We start from the raw sequence: 16,127 nt of genomic DNA on the forward strand, positions 1-16,127 counted from the left end.
CGCGGTGGGGCCCGGGGCCCGGGTCAGCGGGTGAGGCCGCGGACGAGTACGCCCAGGGCGCGGTCGATCAGGGCCAGCGGGTCCTCGGTCTGCCCCTGCTCGACCCAGGCCATCATCGCCTCCTGCATCGCGCCGAGGACGGCGGCGACCGCCACCCGCAGCTCCAGGTCGTGCGGCGGGCGGCCCGTGCGCTCGGCCAGGACGGCGCAGAGCATGCGGCCCGTCCGCGCCATGCCCTCCGCCGACCGGCCGCGCAGCGCGGGCACCTCGTGGACGAGCCGGGTGCGCTGCCGGAGCTCGGCGAGGTCGGTGTCGACGAGGTGGCGCAGGCCGTCCAGGACGCCCCGGCGGATGGACTCCAGGGGCGGCTCGCCCGCGGGACGGGCCCGGATCGCGGCCTCCATCAGCGGGTCGTACTCGTCGGTGAGCACGATGTCTTCCTTGGTGGGGAAGTAGCGGAAGACGGTGCTGGGGGAAACGTCGGCGGCCTCGGCGATCCGGTCGACGGGGGTGGCGTCGTAGCCCTGCTCCGCGAAGAGGCGGTAGGCGGCGCCGCGGATCGCCCGACGGGTCTGGATCTTCTTCCGCTCCCGCAGCCCGAGCCTGGGCCCGGGCTGCCCGGCGGGGGAGGTCTGTGCTGAGGCCATGCCCTGCATTCTCGGTCATCCGTCCGTGGCCGGGACCGGCCGGATCCTTGATGCCACACTGACTGTCAGTGCGGTGTGTGACGCTGTGTGCGGGGCAGGGGAACGATCAGTGAAATGATCGGAGGTAGTCATGACGGTTGTGGCTGTGAACGCTCTCGCCGTGCTGGTGGCGGGGTTATGCGTCGGGGGCTATGTGGTGGTCGGCGAGGCGGCCGTGCTCACCGTGGTGCTGGCCGGGGTGGCCTCGCTGGCCTGGCGGGTGGCCGCGGCGTCGAGGCCGCGGCCCGCGAGAGGACGGCGGGTACGGGCCGGGCGCCCGTCGCACCCGGCGTCCGGTCCGTCATGCGTGCGAATAGGCCACCAGCGAGATGCCCACGTAGTGCGTGACGAAGGCGGCCAGGGTGAGGGAGTGGAAGACCTCGTGGAAGCCGAACCACCGAGGTGAGGGGTTCGGGCGCTTGATCCCGTAGATCACGCCGCCCGCGGAGTAGAGCAGGCCGCCGACGATCACCAGGACGAGGACGGCGACGCCGCCCTTGCGCAGGAAGTCCGGCAGGAAGAAGACGGCGGCCCAGCCCATGGCGATGTAGCAGGGGGTGTAGAGCCAGCGCGGCGCGCCGACCCAGAAGACGCGGAAGGCGATGCCCGCGAGGGCCGCCGCCCAGACCGCCCACAGCAGCACCTGCCCTCTGCTGCCGGGCACCAGCAGCATGGTCAGCGGCGTATAGGTGCCCGCGATGATCAGGAAGATGTTCGCGTGGTCGAGGCGGCGGAGCACGGCCGCCGTCCGCGGGCTCCAGTTGCCGCGGTGGTACAGCGCGCTGATGCCGAAGAGCAGACAGGCGGTCAGTACGAAGATCGCGCAGGCGATCCGGCCCCGGGTGCTGTCCGCCAGTGCGGTGAGGAAGACGCCGGAGACGAGCACGGCCGGGAACATTCCCGCGTGCAGCCAGCCACGCAGCCGCGGCTTGACCGCGTCCGCGACGGAGGAAGGGATGACGTCGGGAGGAGCGGCGGTCGCGGCCGCGGCAGAAGCGGAGGGCGCGATTCGCGCTGCGTCGGGCGCGGAAGTCATGCCCGTCATGCTACCTACGCCACCGTAGGTTACGGACCGGTATCGCGTGGCGATGGTCACGGGGGTGCCCCCTGGACAGATCGGATGATGAGTCGGATGATCAAATGAGTGCGGGCGGCACCGGATGAGCGGTCACGAAGCGTCTGGGTCGCAGCCCCCAAGGGGCAACATGTGCAGAGGCGGGTACATATCGGGCATCCCGGTATGCAATCACCCGTTCCACCCTCAACATCTGACGCCGGACAGCGGGTTCCGGCGGGACGGAGCGATCGTGGCGCGCAGCAGTGCGGCTCCCACCACCCCCACCAGCCACCAGGAGCTGATCTCCTGGGTCGACCAGATTGCCGCCCTCACTCAGCCGGACCGCGTGGTCTGGTGCGACGGCTCCGAGGCCGAGTACGAGCGCCTGTGCGAGGAGCTCGTCGCCAAGGGCACCTTCCGCAAGCTCGACCCGGTCAAGCGCCCCAACTCCTACTACGCCGCCTCCGACCCCAGCGACGTGGCGCGCGTCGAGGACCGCACCTTCATCTGCTCCGAGAAGGAGGAGGACGCGGGCCCGACCAACCACTGGAAGGCCCCCGCCGAGATGCGGGAGATCTTCGCCGGCAAGGACGGTGACGGGGGCATCTTCCGCGGCTCCATGCGCGGCCGCACCATGTACGTCGTGCCCTTCTGCATGGGCCCCCTCGGCTCGCCGCTGTCCGCGATCGGCGTCGAGATCACCGACTCCGCCTACGTCGCCGTCTCGATGCGCACCATGACCCGCATGGGCCAGGCCGTCCTCGACGAGCTCGGCACCGACGGCTTCTTCGTCAAGGCCGTCCACACCCTCGGCGCCCCGCTGGCCGAGGGCGAGGCCGACGTCCCCTGGCCGTGCAACTCCACCAAGTACATCTCGCACTTCCCCGAGGACCGCGAGATCTGGTCCTACGGCTCCGGCTACGGCGGCAACGCCCTGCTGGGCAAGAAGTGCTACGCCCTGCGCATCGCCTCGGTGATGGCGCGCGACGAGGGCTGGCTGGCCGAGCACATGCTCATCCTCAAGCTCACCCCGCCGCAGGGCGAGCCCAAGTACGTGGCCGCCGCCTTCCCCTCCGCCTGCGGCAAGACCAACCTCGCCATGCTGGAGCCCACGGTCTCCGGCTGGACCGTGGAGACCATCGGCGACGACATCGCCTGGATGCGCTTCGGCCAGGACGGCCGCCTCTACGCCATCAACCCCGAGGCCGGCTTCTTCGGCGTCGCCCCCGGCACCGGCGAGCACACCAACGCCAACGCCATGAAGACCCTGTGGGGCAACGCCGTCTTCACCAACGTCGCGCTCACCGACGACAACGACGTGTGGTGGGAGGGTATGACCGAGGAGTCCCCGGCCCACCTCACGGACTGGAAGGGCAACGACTGGACCCCCGCGTCCGGCACCCCGGCCGCCCACCCCAACGCCCGCTTCACCGTGCCCGCCTCGCAGTGCCCGATCGCCGCGCCCGAGTGGGAGGACCCCAAGGGCGTGCCGATCTCGGCCATCCTCTTCGGCGGCCGCCGCGCCTCGGCCGTGCCGCTGGTGACCGAGTCCTTCGACTGGCAGCACGGCGTCTTCCTCGGCGCCAACGTCGCCTCCGAGAAGACCGCCGCCGCCGAGGGCAAGGTCGGCGAACTGCGCCGCGACCCCTTCGCCATGCTGCCGTTCTGCGGCTACAACATGGGCGACTACATGGCCCACTGGATCAAGGTCGGCAAGGGCGCCGACCAGGACAAGCTCCCGAAGATCTACTACGTGAACTGGTTCCGCAAGAACGACGCGGGCAAGTTCGTCTGGCCGGGCTTCGGCGAGAACAGCCGCGTGCTGAAGTGGATCGTCGAGCGCCTGGACGGCAAGGCCGAGGGCGTCGAGACCCCGATCGGCATCCTGCCGACGCGCTCCGCGCTCGACACCGAGGGCCTGGACCTGCCGGAGGAGGACCTGGACTTCCTGCTCAAGGTCGACACCGAGGTCTGGCGCGAGGAGGCGGCGCTGGTGCCCGAGCACCTGAACACCTTCGGTGAGCACACCCCGAAGGAGCTGTGGGACGAGTACCGGGCGCTGGTCAAGCGCCTGGGCTGACGCCCCCTTCTTTTGTCCTCAATCGCCGGACGGGCTGAAATTTTTCGCCGGACCGGGCGGAAAACACCCCGCCTGGGCGGAATTCAAGCCCGTCCGGCGATTGAGGACACCGCGCGTAGCGCGGTCAGGGGAAGAGAAAGCCCGCGTGGGCGTGCAGGCGCTCCGCCGCCAGGGCGGTGCTCGGCGCGTCGCCGCGTTGGGTGGCGACGACCAGGGCCTGGCCGGCCAGCATGTGGGCGCGCTGGTGGAGCGCGGTCACATGGGCGGCGTCGGCGACGCCCTCCGTCGGAGCCGCCCGCAGGGGCGAGTGGCCCAGCAGGCGCTCCACCCGCAGTGCCAGCCGCGCCGCCGCATCGTCCAGCGCGGCCGCCGGCGCCAGCACCCGCAGCTCGTCCGTCACCGTCAGCAGTGCCGTGAAGTGCCCTGCCAGCCGTATGTCCAGCTCCTCCTCGCGGGAGCGGTGCGGGCCGTGTGCGTGGACCGACTTGGTGCGGATCGGTTCGTACATGGATGGCCTCCTGAGTTACCTCTGAAGGCCATCCTAACTTAGACAGCGTCTAAAGTTATTGGCCGTAGCCGTCCAGGAAGTTCCCGATCCGGGTCACGGCCTCCGCCAGATCCTTGGCGTTCGGCAGTGTGACCAGGCGGAAGTGGTCCGGCTCCGGCCAGTTGAAGCCCGTGCCGTGCACGACCATGATTTTTTCGGCGCGGAGCAGGTCCAGCACCATCTGCCGGTCGTCCTTGATCTTGTAGACCTTGGGGTCGAGCCGGGGGAAGGCGTACAGCGCGCCCTTCGGCTTCACGCACGTCACGCCCGGGATCTGCGTCAGCAGCTCGTGCGCGACGTCGCGCTGCTCCAGCAGCCGGCCACCTGGCAGCACCAGGTCGTTGATCGTCTGCTTGCCGCCGAGGGCGGTGGCCACCGCGTACTGCGCCGGCATATTGGCGCACAGGCGCATGTTGGCCAGGATCGTCAGGCCCTCGATGTAGCTGTCGGCGTGGGCCTTGGGGCCGCAGACCGCCAGCCAGCCGCTGCGGTAGCCGGCCACGCGGTAGGCCTTGGACAGGCCGTTGAACGTCAGCGTCAGCAGGTCCGGGGCGATGGCGGCGGTCGGGGTGTGGGTCACGCCGTCGTAGAGGATCTTGTCGTAGATCTCGTCGGAGCAGACGATCAGGTTGTGGCGGCGGGCGATCTCCGTCAGGCCGCGCAGCATCTCGTCGTCGTAGACGGCGCCCGTGGGGTTGTTCGGGTTGATGATGACGAGCGCCTTGGTGCGGTCGGTGACCTTGCGCTCGATGTCGGCCAGGTCCGGCATCCAGTCCGACTGCTCGTCGCAGCGGTAGTGCACGGCCGTGCCGCCCGCGAGCGAGACCGACGCCGTCCACAGCGGGTAGTCGGGGGCCGGGACGAGGACCTCGTCGCCGTCGTCGAGCAGTGCCTGCATCGACATCTGGATGAGCTCGGAGACGCCGTTGCCGAGGTAGATGTCCTCGACGGACAGCTCGATGCCCTTGGTCTCGTAGTGCTGCACCACGGCGCGCCGGGCGGCGAGCAGCCCCTTGGCGTCGCCGTAGCCGTGTGCGTCGCCGACGTTGCGCAGCATGTCCTCGAGGATCTCCGGCGGGCACTCGAACCCGAAGATCGCGGGGTTGCCCGTGTTGAGCTTGAGGATGCGGTGACCTGCTGCCTCGAGCCGCATCGCCTCCTCGAGCACCGGGCCACGGATTTCGTAGCAGACGTTGGCGAGCTTCGTTGACTGGATCACCTGCATGACGGCCACCATACGGGGAGGTCACGCGGCACGCGCGCCCTTTCCCGCCCCACCGGGAGCGCCCCGGCCGGGCCCCTCAGCCCGCAGGCGAGCGCCGGACCGTGCGTCCCGCCAGGACGTCCGTCCGGCGTCCGTCTTCCATCACAAAGCGTCCGGCAATCAGGACATAAGGAATGCCGGTCGGAAGCGTCCGCGGGGCTTCGAAAGTGGCACCGGAGGCCACCGTCAGGGGATCGAAGAGCACGAGGTCGGCGCGGTGTCCCTCGCGTACGAGACCCCGATCCGGCAGCCGCAACCGGGCCGCGGGCCGCGACGTGAGATGCGCCACGCACTCCTCCAGGGAGAACACGCCCAGCTCACGCGCGTACCGGCCCAGGTAGTGCGGAAACGTGCCGAAGGCACGGGGGTGGGGCTTCGCGCCCTGCAGGATGCCGTCGCTGCCGCCCGTGTGCACGCGGTGCCGCATGATCGCGCGGACGTTCGCCTCGTCCCCCACGTGCTGCAGGATCGTCGGCCTCAGCCGGTCCTCGATCAGCAGCCGGCGGGCCGTGGCGAACGGCGCCTCGCCGCGTTCGCGCGCACAGTCGGCGACGGTCCGGCCCACGTACTCCCCGAGGCCCGGGCCGGCCACGCCGGAGATCTCGACGGCATCCCAGTCGATCGGCACGCCGTGGCAGCCGTCCGCGCCCGTCACCTCCATGGCATGCCGGATCCGCCCGGCCGTGGCGTCGTCGCGCAGCCGCGCCAGCACCGCCTCCGGCCCGCCCTCGCTCGCCCAGCCGGGCAGCATCGCGGCGAGCGTGGTGCAGCCCGGCGTGTACGGATAGGTGTCGAGGGAGATGTCGGCGCCGTCCGCGAGCGCGGCGTCCAGCAGGGCCAGCAGCTCGCCGGCGCGCCCCGCGTTCACGCCGAAGTTCATGACGGCGTGGGCCAGGTGCAGGGCGCAGCCCGCCGTGCGCGCGAGGGCGATCATCTCCTCGTACGCGGCCAGGGCGCCCGCCCCGTACGAGCGGTGGTGCGGGCAGTAGTAGCCGCCGTACCGGGCCACGACGCGGCACAGCTCGGTCAGCTCGGCGTCGTCGGCGTACATGCCGGGCGTGTAGGTGAGCCCGGAGGACATCCCCACCGCGCCCTGCTCCAGGCCCTCGGCGACCAGCCGCCGCATGTGGTCCAGCTCGGCGGCCGTGGCCGGCCGGTCCGTCCAGCCGACGGCCAGCATCCGCACCGCGCCCTGCGGTACGAGGTAGGCGGCGTTGACGGCGATGCCCTGGTGGTCGAGCCGGTCCAGGTACTCGCCGACGGTGCGCCATGTGAAGTCGACGTCGTGGCCGTCGCCGTTCCAGCCGGCGATCGCCGTGCGGACCTGGGGGAGGGTGCGGTCGTCGACGGGCGCGTACGACAGGCCGTCCTGGCCGATGACCTCGAGGGTCACGCCCTGGGCGACCTTGGCCTCGTGGGCGGGGTCGCGGAGGAGGGAGAGGTCGCTGTGGGCGTGCATGTCGATGAAGCCGGGGGCTAGCGCTAGGCCTTGGGCGTCGAGGGTGCGGTGGCCCGTGGGGCGTGGGCCGTCGCCCGGGCGGTGGATCTCGGCGATCCGGCCGTTGGAGACGGCGACGTCGGCGCGGTAGGAGGGGGCGCCGGTGCCGTCGATGACGCGGACGTCGCGTAAGACGGTGTCCATGGGTGGGGCTCCTTTCCCCTATCCCGCCCCTTCCCGAAACCGGGGGCTCCGCCCCGGGCCCCCGGTCCTCAAACGCCGGACGGGCTGGATTCGGCGGGTGGGCTAGAAGAAGGTGCGGACGTAGTCCGTGACCGTGCCGTCCGCCGTGGCGAGCGGGATCAGGGGCCACTTCTCGAACACCGTGCACGGGTGCGACAGCCCCAGCCCCACCCAGTCCCCGACCTCCAGCTCCGCGTCCCCCGAGAGGGCCACGAACGCGTGCTGGTCGGCGAGCCGGGTCACCGTCAGTCCCTCCGCCGGGCGCAGGGCGCCGTCCCGGGCGGAGCGGACGAGCTGGGGCTCGGGCAGGCCGAGGTCGTAGGAGACGTCGCGCTTGCCCGCGTTGAGGTAGGCCATGCCGGGCTCGGGACGGGAGACGACCTGGGCCCACAGGCGGAAGGCGGGCTGCAGGGCGCCTTCTTCGGGGAGCCGGTTGAAGGGGGTCTTGCTGCGGTACTGGCCGTCGTCGTGGGTGACGTACGCGCCGGAGCGCAGCAGCCTGAGCACCGGCGCGGACAGCGGCGGAAGCTCTGCGAAGACCTCGGCGACCGCGTCGAACCAGGCGCTGCCGCCCGCGCTGACGACGATCTCCTCGACGCCGGCGAAGCGGTTCTCCTTGTCGAAGGCGACGGCCAGCCCGGTGAGGCGGCGCATCCAGGCCCGTACGGTCTCCCCGTCGGCGTCGGGGATCTCCGCCTCGTAGCCGGCGACGCCGACCAGGCGCAGGGTGCCGGTCGCCGCGACGGCGTCCGCGACGCGGGTGGCGTCGGCTTCCGTGCGGACGCCCGTGCGGCCGCCGGTCTCGCCGAGCTCGACGACGACGTCGAGGGGGCGGCCGGCCCCGGCGTCGCGCAGGGTGGCGTCCATCAGCTCGACGCCGCGCACGGAGTCGACGTAGGTGATGATCCGGAGGTCGGCGTCGGCGGCGAGCTCGGCCGCGATCCAGCGCAGGGCGGCGGCGTCGACGACCTCGTTGGCCAGGAAGATCCGCCGGACGCCGAAGGCGCGGTAGACGCGGACCTGGGCGGCCGTGGCGGCGGTGATGCCCCAGGCGCCGTGGGCCAGCTGGCGCTCGAAGAGCCGCGGTGCCATGGAGGTCTTGCCGTGCGGGGCGAAGGCCAGGCCGTGACCGGCGGAGTAGCGCTCCATGACGGCGAGGTTGTGGTCGAGCGCCTCGGCCGACAGGGCGAGCACGGGGGTGGTGAAGCCGCCGGTGAACAGGGAGCGGCGCTCGGCGGCCAGCTCGCCGACGGTCCGGCCCTGTGCGTCCGGGGGCAGGCCCTTGAAGCGGTGGTCGACCCGTTCCTCGGCGAGGCGGGCGACGGCGTCGGCGGCTATGGCGGCCATGCGGGCCTCCCTTGAAGTCGTGATGCAGTCGTCGTGTTGCATTCTCTGCAACATCCATTGCGTGGAGCGCTGCGTGCTGTCTAACATCCCGCCAAGTACCGGGTCAACGGTACGAATCCCTGCGGGCCGGGTCGAGGGGGGCATACGACCGCCACCATGAGTACCCCCATCCCCACTGCCGGCTTACCGGACGTCGACGTCGTCTGCCTGGGCGAGGCCATGGTCGCCTTCCGCCCCACGGCACCGGGCCCGCTCGCCGCCGCACCCTCCTTCGAGCGCGGCATCGGCGGAGCCGAGGCCAACGTCGCCTGCGCCCTGGCACGGTACGGCCACCGCACGCGCTGGGCCGGCCGGGTCGGTACGGACGGCTTCGGGACGTACCTGCTGGAGGCCCTCGCCGCACACGGGGTGGACACCTCGGCGGTGCGGCGCGACCCGGCCCGGACGACGGGCCTGTACTTCCGTACGGCCGGGGAACGGGCGACGGCCGCCGCCCCCGCCCGCGAGCCGTACGCCGAGGTCGCCTACTACCGCTCCGGCTCGGCGGCCTCGGCCATGTCACCGGAGAACGTCGCGCGCGAGGTCGCCTGGTCCGGGCGCGTCCTCCACCTCACCGGCATCACCGCCGCCCTCTCCGCCGGCTGCCTCGCCCTGACGCGCGCCCTGACGGCCCGCGCACCCGGCCGCCCCCTGGTCTCCTTCGACGTCAATTTCCGCGCCCCGCTGTGGCCCGCGGCGGCCGGGGGCCCGCAGACCCTGGCCGCGCTCGCCCGCGGCTGCGATGTCGTCTTCGTCGGCGAGGACGAGGCACAGGACCTCTGGGGCGTCACCGGCGCCGACGCCGTACGGGCCCTCCTGCCCGAACCGCCGCTGCTGGTCGTCAAGCGTGGCGCCGCCGGGGCCACCGCGTACACGGACGGCACCGTGGTCGCCGTCCCCGCGCCCGCCGTCGACGTCGTCGCGCCCGTCGGCGCCGGTGACGCCTTCGCCGCCGGGTTCCTCTCCGCGACCCTGCGCGGACTGCCGCTCACCGCCCGGCTGCGGCACGGCCACCTCATGGCCGCCTCCGCCCTCACCGCCGCCGGCGACCTCGGCGAGCCGCCCGCCCGGGCGCGCGCCGACGCGCTCGCGGGCCTGGATCCCGGCGCCTGGGGAAGACTGCGACTCGGACCGGGCTGGGAGGAACACACCGCATGAGCCAGACCGTCGACCGCGCCCTGAGCATCCTGCCGCTGCTCGCCGAGGGCCCCGCCAACCTCGAACAGGTCGCGAGCCGCCTCGGCGTGCACAAGTCCACCGCGCTGCGCCTGCTGCGCACGCTGCACGAGCACGGCATCGTCCACCGGCAGCAGGACCAGCGCTACCGCCTGGGCGCGCGTCTCTTCGCCCTCGCCCAGCAGGCCGTCGAGGGCCTGGACGTACGGGAGATCGCCCATCCCCACCTCGTGGCGCTCAACGAGCGGTGCGGGCACACCGTGCACCTCGCCGTGTACGAGGAGGACGAGGTCCTCTACATCGACAAGGTCGAGAGCCGCTACCCCGTACGGATGTACTCCCGCATCGGCAAGCCCGTGGCGATCACCGTCGCCGCCGTCGCCAAGGTGCTGCTCGCCGACCTGCCGGAGCCGGAGCGCCGCACGGTCGCCGAGCGGCTCGACTACCCCGCCTACACCTCCCGCTCGACCCCGCACGCCGCCGCCTTCCTCGAGGAGCTGGCGGCCGTACGGGCCCGGGGCTGGGCCACCGACTTCGGCGGCCACGAGGAGTCGATCAACTGCGTCGGGGCGCCCGTCCGCGGTGTGGACGGCCGGGTGGTCGCCGCCTGTTCGGTGTCCGCGCCGAACGTCGTCGTCACCGCCGACGAACTCCTCGCCCTGCTCCCGCTGGTCCGCCGCACGGCGGACGCGATCAGCGCGGACTACCGCGGAAGCACCCCACCCACGAAGGCGATGCCATGACCGAGAAGACGGCCGTCACCCCCGCCGGCCACACCACCCCGCCCGCCGCGTTCTCGCACGGCGTGCGCAAGGGCAACATCCTCCAGGTCGCCGGCCAGGTCGGCTTCCTGCCCGCCGGGCCGGGCGGCCCCGCCGCCCCGGTCGTCGCCGGGCCGACACTGCGCGAGCAGACCCTGCAGACGCTCGCCAACGTCCGGGCGGTGCTCGAGGCGGGCGGCGCGAGCTGGGAGGACGTGCTGATGCTGCGCGTCTACCTCACCGACACGGGCCACTTCGCCGAGCTGAACGAGATCTGGAACGCCTACTTCGCCGACCTGGAGCAGGCCCCGGCGGCCCGGACGACGGTCTACGTCGGCCTGCCGCAGGGCCTGCTCATCGAGATCGACGCGATGGCGGTGCTGGGCTGACGCCCGGCCCCGGCCGGAGTCGCGTCAGACGGACCAGCGCTCGCGCATCGTCTTGACCGCGTCGCCCTTGTCGTTGAGCGTGATCTCGTAGATGTTGCCGTGGCAGGAGAAGGGGTCCTTCACGACGTTGTAGTCCTGGCGCAGGCAGCCGTCGATGTGCTTCGACAGCTCCTCGCGCTTGACCTGCTTGTGCTTGCCGGGGCCCATGGCCAGCTCGCCCTTGACGTCCGCGGGGAGCTTGTAGGGCTTGGGCGCCTGGCTCTCGTCGCCGTGGTAGATCCAGTCGTTGGGCGTGCACTTGGGCTTGGCCTCGAAGGTCTCGATGACGCTGACGTCGCGGTGCAGGCCCACCTGGATCATCTTGATGCCCGCGGGCAGCACCGGCGGCTTCCCGCAGTCGAGCTCGCCCTCCTGGTCGTCGTGCTTGCCGTCGCCCTTGGCTCCCTTGTCCCCCTTGCCCGCCTGCGACGGCTTCGCCGTCGCGGAGGCGCCGCCCGAGGTGTCCGCCGCCTTGTCCTCCTCGGGCCCGCAGGCGGTGAGGCCGCTGCCGAGCGCGGTGACGAGCGCGAGCGTTCCGATGACATGCCGAATGGAGCGCATGTGTATTCCCCCGTAATAAAAACTTGTCGTGATCATGCTTGATCGACGATGTGTTCTACACCAGGGGATCGTTGAAAATCCAATCGTCCAGGGCGACTCCGCGTCGCCCTGGACGGCCGTTCACCGGCAGTACTGCGCCTCCTTGCCGATGGACCGGTACATGCAGTCCGCGTTCTCCAGCAGCTGCAGCACCGCGTCGCGGTTGCGGGCGGTCTCCCGGTCGATGACCTCGTCGGGCGGGTAGAAGCCGCCCCCGGCGCCGCTCGAGCCCGGGTACATCTCGAAGGTGTAGGCGAAGACCTTCTGGTTGCCCCACAGCCAGTCGTCGATCGACCCGTCGGTGATGTAGAGGTCGCTCGACTGCTCGGGGGTGTAGCGGTTGCTGGCGGCCATGGACTTGCCGACGGTCGCGAAGGCGTCGCGGTCGTCCTTGGTCATGCCCGGCGCGGTGTCGTCGTACGTCCAGCCGAACGGCCACAGCACCAGCTCGCTGTAGGTGTGGAAGTCGATGGCGGCCTTGATCTGCTGCTTGCCGCCCACGATCCGGCTGCGGACGAAGTCGGCGACCACCTTCACCTCGGGCGCCGACTCGGGTGCGGTGCCGCGGTACGTCTCGGAGCCCGTGCTGCCGGAGGAGCCGCCGCAGCAGCCCCACTTGTAGTCCCAGTTGCGGTTGAGGTCGGTGCCGCGGGCGGAGGAGCCGGCGTTGGGCTGGCGGTTCTTGCGCCAGCTGCGGTAGCTGCCGGTGGCGATGTCGTACTCGCCGCCGTCGGGGTTGAGGTCGGGTACGACCCAGATCACGCGCTCGTCCACCATCTTGGTGACGCGCGCGTCCTTGCCGTACTGGGAGCCGAACTCCTTGAGCAGGTACAGGGCCATCTCCACCGTCAGGTGCTCACGGGCGTGCTGGTGGGCCGTGAAGAGCACCTCGGGCTTGGCCGCCGCGCCGCCGGGCGGCTTCTTCGCACCGTTGGTGATCTTCACGGCGACGATGTCCCGGCCCTCGTAGGACTTGCCGATGACCTGCTTGCTCATGATGGCGGGGTGTGCGGCGACGTCCGCGTCGATCTCCGCCGTCGCCTCCTTGTAGTTGTGGTACTTCGCGTCCGCGGGCGGGAAGTCGAACGGCGTGGCCTTGCGGCCCTCGCTGCGGTCCGGCGGCCCGGGCAGGACCCGGACCGGGTAGCCCAGGCGGCGGACGCGCTCGACCTGTGCGGCGTCCGCGGTGATCACGACGGAGCCGGGGCGTACGGCGTCGACGGACGCTCCGGTCGCGGCGACGGCCGTGCGCTGGGCCGCGGTCCTCGGCCCGGTGACCTCGTACGACCGCGAGCGTTCCGCGCTGTTCGACGACGCCGGTGCGGCCATGGCCAGGGCGAGCACGACGGCGGTGGCGGCCGTCGCCACTTTGCCGCGCAGCCTGCGGGACCGCGGGATTCGGGGGGTGGGGGGTCGCATGCGGCCTCCTGAGGGGTCCGTTCGTGCGACGAATGCGGTGGGTGAGCCTTCCCAGTGTTCGAGTAGTGACATGAACCGGTCAAGCGCCGCCGTGCGGGTGAATCAGGCCAACTTCCCCTTCACATCAGACTGGCTGATTGCCTGTCGGTATCACCGGCCCCAACAATGCTCACGTCAATCCGAATGCGTTGTGTGATCGGAGAGGACCACCCCCCCATGAGACGACCCCTCGTCTGTGCGCTCACGACCCTGCTGTTCGCGGGCGGCGCGACCGTCGCCGCAACTGGCGCCGCCGGCGCGGCACCGCAGGAGCGGACGGAGTCGACCAAACCCAAGGCCGTCGACTTCGCCGGCACCGTCGCGCTCAGCAACTGCTCCGGCTCCCTCGTCCGCCTGCCGGGCTCCGCCGACACCGACCCCGCCCTCGTCCTGACCAACGGCCACTGCCTGGAAACGGGCATGCCCGGCGCCGGCGAGGTCATCACCGACCGGCCCTCCAGCCGGAGCTTCAGCCTCCTCAACTCCACCGCGGGCAAGGTCGCCACGCTGCGGGCCGTCAAGATCTCGTACGCCACGATGACGGACACCGACATCACCCTGTACGAGCTGAACACCACCTACGCGAAGATCAAGCAGCAGTACGGCATCAGCGCGCTCGCCCTCTCGGGCGACCGCTCCACCGCCGGGACGTCGATCAAGGTCGTCTCCGGCTACTGGAAGCGGATCTACACCTGCAACGTCGACGGCTTCGTCCACCAGCTGCGCGAGGCCGACTGGACCTGGAAGGACTCGCTCCGCTACACCCCGTCGTGCAACACGATAGGGGGCACCTCCGGTTCGCCCGTCGTCGACGTCAACAGCGGCAAGGTCGTCGCCGTGAACAACACCGGCAACGAGAGCGGCGAGCGCTGCACGATGAACAACCCGTGCGAGGTCGACGAGAACGGCCAGGTCACCGTGCGCCGCGGCATCAACTACGCCCAGCAGACGTACGGCATCACCAAGTGCTTCGCCGCGGGCAACAAGCTCGACCTCGACCTGCCGGGGTGCGAACTGCCGAAGCCGTCCGAGGACGACGAAGAAGGGATGGCGGCCCTGCGCTGAGGCCGTCCGACCGCCACCCGTCGACCCCGTGCTCCCACCGCCGGGCGGGCCGGAACTCCGGCCCGCCCACCGGCCCGTGGCGAAAATCGAGGAACGGTTCTCAGCCGCTCCATTCGTGGATAAAGTGCGGAGGCACCTAGCACCGGGCAGTATCGATCTGCGACCGCCGGAGCCCCAAGCGGCCGGAGTGAACGGGGAAGCCGACGTGCCGATTGCGATAGCGGTCACCAGCTCCGACCTGGTGCTCCCCCCGCCCGGCGGGCCCGCACCGGCCGCCGCGGTGCTCCAGCCCCCCGAGGTGCAGCCCCTGGAGACGGCCGTCACGCAGGCGGCCCTGCTGCTCGAGCAGTGCGGCCATCTGGTCGTGCTCTACCCCGACACCCTCCCGCCCGCGTACGTACGGCGCCTGCACACCGTGCGCTCGGTCCTGGAGAGCGACCGCGTGGCCCTGCTGCCGGTGGCGCTGCCTCCGCTCGCGGTGGCCGTACTGGCCCGGCAGTTACGGCAGTTGTCCGTCTCCGACCTGAGCCCCGGCGTGCTCGCCTCCGCCGCGCGGCTGCTCGCGCACTACATCTACGCGGGCGCGCAGCTGGCCTCCGTCTCCCGGCTCGACCACGTGGACGTCGGCCTCGGCGCGCACGTCACCTCCCTCCTGCCCGGCGCCCACTTCGGCGTGCTCGTCAACCCGGGCAGACAGCTGGTGCGCATCGCCGCCGGCGAGGTGCCCGACGGCCCCGGCTTCGCCACCCGGATGACCGTCGCCCGGGGCAGGCCCCGCAAGGGCGAGGACTGGGTGACCGACACCGTCGCCCCCGCCTGGCGTGTCCAGGGCGTCCAGGAGATCCAGCCGCTGCCCGCCGAGTCCCGGCGCTGGTGGGGCACCCACCGCGCGGTGGAGTTCGCCGCCGCCATCCCCGACCCGACCGTGCTGTACCAGCTCGTCGCGTCCGTGCGGCGGGACGAGTGCCACTGGTGCGGCCTCGAACTCATCGGTGACCGCTGCGGGTTCTGCTCCGCACCCGTGCCGCGCACGGGCACCGCCCACGCCCTCGACCCGCCACCGGGCACCGGGCGGAGGGCCACGGCCCCGGCGGCCCGCCGCTAGCCCGCGCGCCGGGCCCGCCCGACGGGCCACCACCCGGTCACATCCCCTACCGAGGTCCCGAACGAGGTTCGCCGTCCCATGAATTCACGCCAGCGCCGCGGGGTCGTCCTGCTGCTCCTGTCGGTCCTCTGTGCCGTCGGCGCCTTCGCCGGAGTGTTCTCGGTCATCCACGACGCCGAGTCGAAGGTCGGCCCCGAGACGACCGCCTACCGGCTCAAGGCCGACGTCCCCGCCTACCAGGACCTGGAGCGGGAGACCGGCGCGTTCGAGAAGATCTCCATGCCCCGCCGCTGGCTGCCCGCCACCGCGGTCACCGACCTCTCCGCCGTCCGCGGCAAGATCGCCGTGACCCCGCTGCGGAAGGGCTCGCTGCTGCAGAAGGACATGATCGTGGCCCGGCCCGCCCTCGCGGCCGGCAAGCAGGAGATCGCCATCATGATCGACGCGGCGACGGGCGTGGCGGGCAAGATCCGGCCGGGCTCGACGGTCAACATCTACGCCACCTTCGACGCCAAGGAGCAGGGCGCCAAGCCCGTGTCGAAGGTCATCGTCAGCGGCGCCCAGGTCATCGACGTGGGCAAGCTGGCCCCCTTCAAGCGGGACGGGGAGGGCCGGGGGAGCGGCACCACGACACGGCAGGCCGGGGAGGCGGTGCCGATCACGTTCGCCCTGGACACCAAGGACGCGCAACGCGTCGCGTACGCCGAGTCGTTCGCCTCCCACGTGCGGCTCGCCCTCGTCGCGCCCGGCAGCGACGGGACGGTCAGCGGCGGCGACCGCACGTACACCCTCGACGGCGACAAGTAGTCCGGAAGCGGCCCGGAAGGAGTCCA

General features: G+C 71.6%; 15 protein-coding genes. 7 read left to right on the top strand and 8 right to left on the bottom strand.

Annotated features, from left to right (window positions below):
* Nucleotides 1-23: 23 nt before the first annotated feature.
* Together AB0G59_RS00245 and AB0G59_RS00250 are read right to left on the bottom strand one after the other, a co-directional pair.
* Nucleotides 24-656 carry a TetR family transcriptional regulator gene (locus tag AB0G59_RS00245; protein WP_360906425.1) on the bottom strand — a complete coding sequence of 211 codons (633 nt, stop codon included), beginning with the start codon at nucleotides 654-656 and terminating at the stop codon, nucleotides 24-26.
* Nucleotides 657-987: 331 nt separating this feature from the next.
* Complete coding sequence (locus AB0G59_RS00250) at nucleotides 988-1,722, bottom strand: hemolysin III family protein (RefSeq protein WP_360906427.1); 735 nt, start codon at nucleotides 1,720-1,722, stop codon at nucleotides 988-990.
* A gap of 271 nt (nucleotides 1,723-1,993) precedes the next feature.
* Between AB0G59_RS00250 and AB0G59_RS00255 the strand changes: the two genes are divergently transcribed.
* Nucleotides 1,994-3,823, top strand: coding sequence for a phosphoenolpyruvate carboxykinase (GTP) (locus tag AB0G59_RS00255; RefSeq protein ID WP_360906429.1), 1,830 nt, complete (start codon nucleotides 1,994-1,996; stop codon nucleotides 3,821-3,823).
* Nucleotides 3,824-3,947: 124 nt separating this feature from the next.
* Here AB0G59_RS00255 and AB0G59_RS00260 read toward each other — a convergent pair whose 3' ends face one another.
* The 4 genes from AB0G59_RS00260 to AB0G59_RS00275 form a co-directional block, all read right to left on the bottom strand.
* Nucleotides 3,948-4,331 carry a hypothetical protein gene (locus tag AB0G59_RS00260; protein ID WP_360906431.1) on the bottom strand — a complete coding sequence of 128 codons (384 nt, stop codon included), beginning with the start codon at nucleotides 4,329-4,331 and terminating at the stop codon, nucleotides 3,948-3,950.
* A 55-nt stretch (nucleotides 4,332-4,386) separates the two neighbouring features.
* Entirely contained in the window at nucleotides 4,387-5,595 is a 1,209-nt protein-coding gene (locus tag AB0G59_RS00265) for a pyridoxal phosphate-dependent aminotransferase (RefSeq protein WP_360906433.1), read from the bottom strand.
* Nucleotides 5,596-5,671: 76 nt separating this feature from the next.
* Complete coding sequence (locus tag AB0G59_RS00270; RefSeq protein WP_360906435.1) at nucleotides 5,672-7,276, bottom strand: D-aminoacylase; 1,605 nt, start codon at nucleotides 7,274-7,276, stop codon at nucleotides 5,672-5,674.
* Between the two features lie 102 nt (nucleotides 7,277-7,378).
* Nucleotides 7,379-8,662, bottom strand: a complete 1,284-nt coding sequence (locus AB0G59_RS00275) for an alanine racemase (protein WP_360906437.1) — start codon at nucleotides 8,660-8,662, stop codon at nucleotides 7,379-7,381.
* A gap of 156 nt (nucleotides 8,663-8,818) precedes the next feature.
* Between AB0G59_RS00275 and AB0G59_RS00280 the strand changes: the two genes are divergently transcribed.
* The 3 genes from AB0G59_RS00280 to AB0G59_RS00290 are packed head-to-tail and all read left to right on the top strand — an operon-like array spanning nucleotide 8,819 to nucleotide 11,027.
* A complete protein-coding gene (locus AB0G59_RS00280) occupies nucleotides 8,819-9,859 on the top strand; it encodes a sugar kinase (protein WP_360906439.1) in 1,041 nt (346 codons plus the stop codon).
* Nucleotides 9,856-10,620, top strand: coding sequence for an IclR family transcriptional regulator (locus AB0G59_RS00285; protein WP_360906441.1), 765 nt, complete (start codon nucleotides 9,856-9,858; stop codon nucleotides 10,618-10,620). The genes AB0G59_RS00280 and AB0G59_RS00285 overlap by 4 nt, the downstream gene beginning before the upstream one ends.
* A complete protein-coding gene (locus AB0G59_RS00290; RefSeq protein ID WP_360906443.1) occupies nucleotides 10,617-11,027 on the top strand; it encodes a RidA family protein in 411 nt (136 codons plus the stop codon). Before AB0G59_RS00285 ends, AB0G59_RS00290 begins: the two co-directional genes overlap by 4 nt.
* Nucleotides 11,028-11,051: 24 nt before the next feature.
* Here AB0G59_RS00290 and AB0G59_RS00295 read toward each other — a convergent pair whose 3' ends face one another.
* Nucleotides 11,052-11,627: a hypothetical protein gene (locus tag AB0G59_RS00295; RefSeq protein WP_360906444.1), complete on the bottom strand. Its 576-nt coding sequence runs from the start codon at nucleotides 11,625-11,627 to the stop codon at nucleotides 11,052-11,054.
* Nucleotides 11,628-11,747: 120 nt separating this feature from the next.
* Entirely contained in the window at nucleotides 11,748-13,085 is a 1,338-nt protein-coding gene (locus tag AB0G59_RS00300; protein ID WP_360906446.1) for a M14 family metallopeptidase, read from the bottom strand.
* Nucleotides 13,086-13,301: 216 nt separating this feature from the next.
* On the opposite strand from AB0G59_RS00300, the gene AB0G59_RS00305 reads away from it, so the two are divergent.
* From AB0G59_RS00305 to cpaB, 3 genes are all read left to right on the top strand, one after another.
* Nucleotides 13,302-14,189 carry a serine protease gene (locus AB0G59_RS00305; RefSeq protein ID WP_360906448.1) on the top strand — a complete coding sequence of 296 codons (888 nt, stop codon included), beginning with the start codon at nucleotides 13,302-13,304 and terminating at the stop codon, nucleotides 14,187-14,189.
* A gap of 205 nt (nucleotides 14,190-14,394) precedes the next feature.
* Entirely contained in the window at nucleotides 14,395-15,294 is a 900-nt protein-coding gene (locus AB0G59_RS00310; RefSeq protein ID WP_360906450.1) for a hypothetical protein, read from the top strand.
* Between the two features lie 78 nt (nucleotides 15,295-15,372).
* Entirely contained in the window at nucleotides 15,373-16,101 is a 729-nt protein-coding gene (cpaB, locus tag AB0G59_RS00315) for a Flp pilus assembly protein CpaB (protein ID WP_360906452.1), read from the top strand.
* Nucleotides 16,102-16,127 lie beyond the last annotated feature (26 nt).

Source organism: Streptomyces sp. NPDC021096 (assembly GCF_040641275.1).
GTDB lineage: Bacteria > Actinomycetota > Actinomycetes > Streptomycetales > Streptomycetaceae > Streptomyces.

What these genes read in the sequence shown, in the direction of transcription:
- AB0G59_RS00245 (WP_360906425.1), bottom strand. Translation starts at nt 656, where the DNA reads ATGCAGGGCATGGCCTCAGCACAGACCTCCCCCGCCGGGCAGCCCGGG.
- AB0G59_RS00250 (WP_360906427.1), bottom strand. Translation starts at nt 1,722, where the DNA reads ATGACTTCCGCGCCCGACGCAGCGCGAATCGCGCCCTCCGCTTCTGCC.
- AB0G59_RS00260 (WP_360906431.1), bottom strand. Translation starts at nt 4,331, where the DNA reads ATGTACGAACCGATCCGCACCAAGTCGGTCCACGCACACGGCCCGCAC.
- AB0G59_RS00265 (WP_360906433.1), bottom strand. Translation starts at nt 5,595, where the DNA reads ATGCAGGTGATCCAGTCAACGAAGCTCGCCAACGTCTGCTACGAAATC.
- AB0G59_RS00270 (WP_360906435.1), bottom strand. Translation starts at nt 7,276, where the DNA reads ATGGACACCGTCTTACGCGACGTCCGCGTCATCGACGGCACCGGCGCC.
- AB0G59_RS00275 (WP_360906437.1), bottom strand. Translation starts at nt 8,662, where the DNA reads ATGGCCGCCATAGCCGCCGACGCCGTCGCCCGCCTCGCCGAGGAACGG.
- AB0G59_RS00280 (WP_360906439.1), top strand. Translation starts at nt 8,819, where the DNA reads ATGAGTACCCCCATCCCCACTGCCGGCTTACCGGACGTCGACGTCGTC.
- AB0G59_RS00285 (WP_360906441.1), top strand. Translation starts at nt 9,856, where the DNA reads ATGAGCCAGACCGTCGACCGCGCCCTGAGCATCCTGCCGCTGCTCGCC.
- AB0G59_RS00290 (WP_360906443.1), top strand. Translation starts at nt 10,617, where the DNA reads ATGACCGAGAAGACGGCCGTCACCCCCGCCGGCCACACCACCCCGCCC.
- AB0G59_RS00295 (WP_360906444.1), bottom strand. Translation starts at nt 11,627, where the DNA reads ATGCGCTCCATTCGGCATGTCATCGGAACGCTCGCGCTCGTCACCGCG.
- AB0G59_RS00300 (WP_360906446.1), bottom strand. Translation starts at nt 13,085, where the DNA reads ATGCGACCCCCCACCCCCCGAATCCCGCGGTCCCGCAGGCTGCGCGGC.
- AB0G59_RS00305 (WP_360906448.1), top strand. Translation starts at nt 13,302, where the DNA reads ATGAGACGACCCCTCGTCTGTGCGCTCACGACCCTGCTGTTCGCGGGC.
- cpaB (WP_360906452.1), top strand. Translation starts at nt 15,373, where the DNA reads ATGAATTCACGCCAGCGCCGCGGGGTCGTCCTGCTGCTCCTGTCGGTC.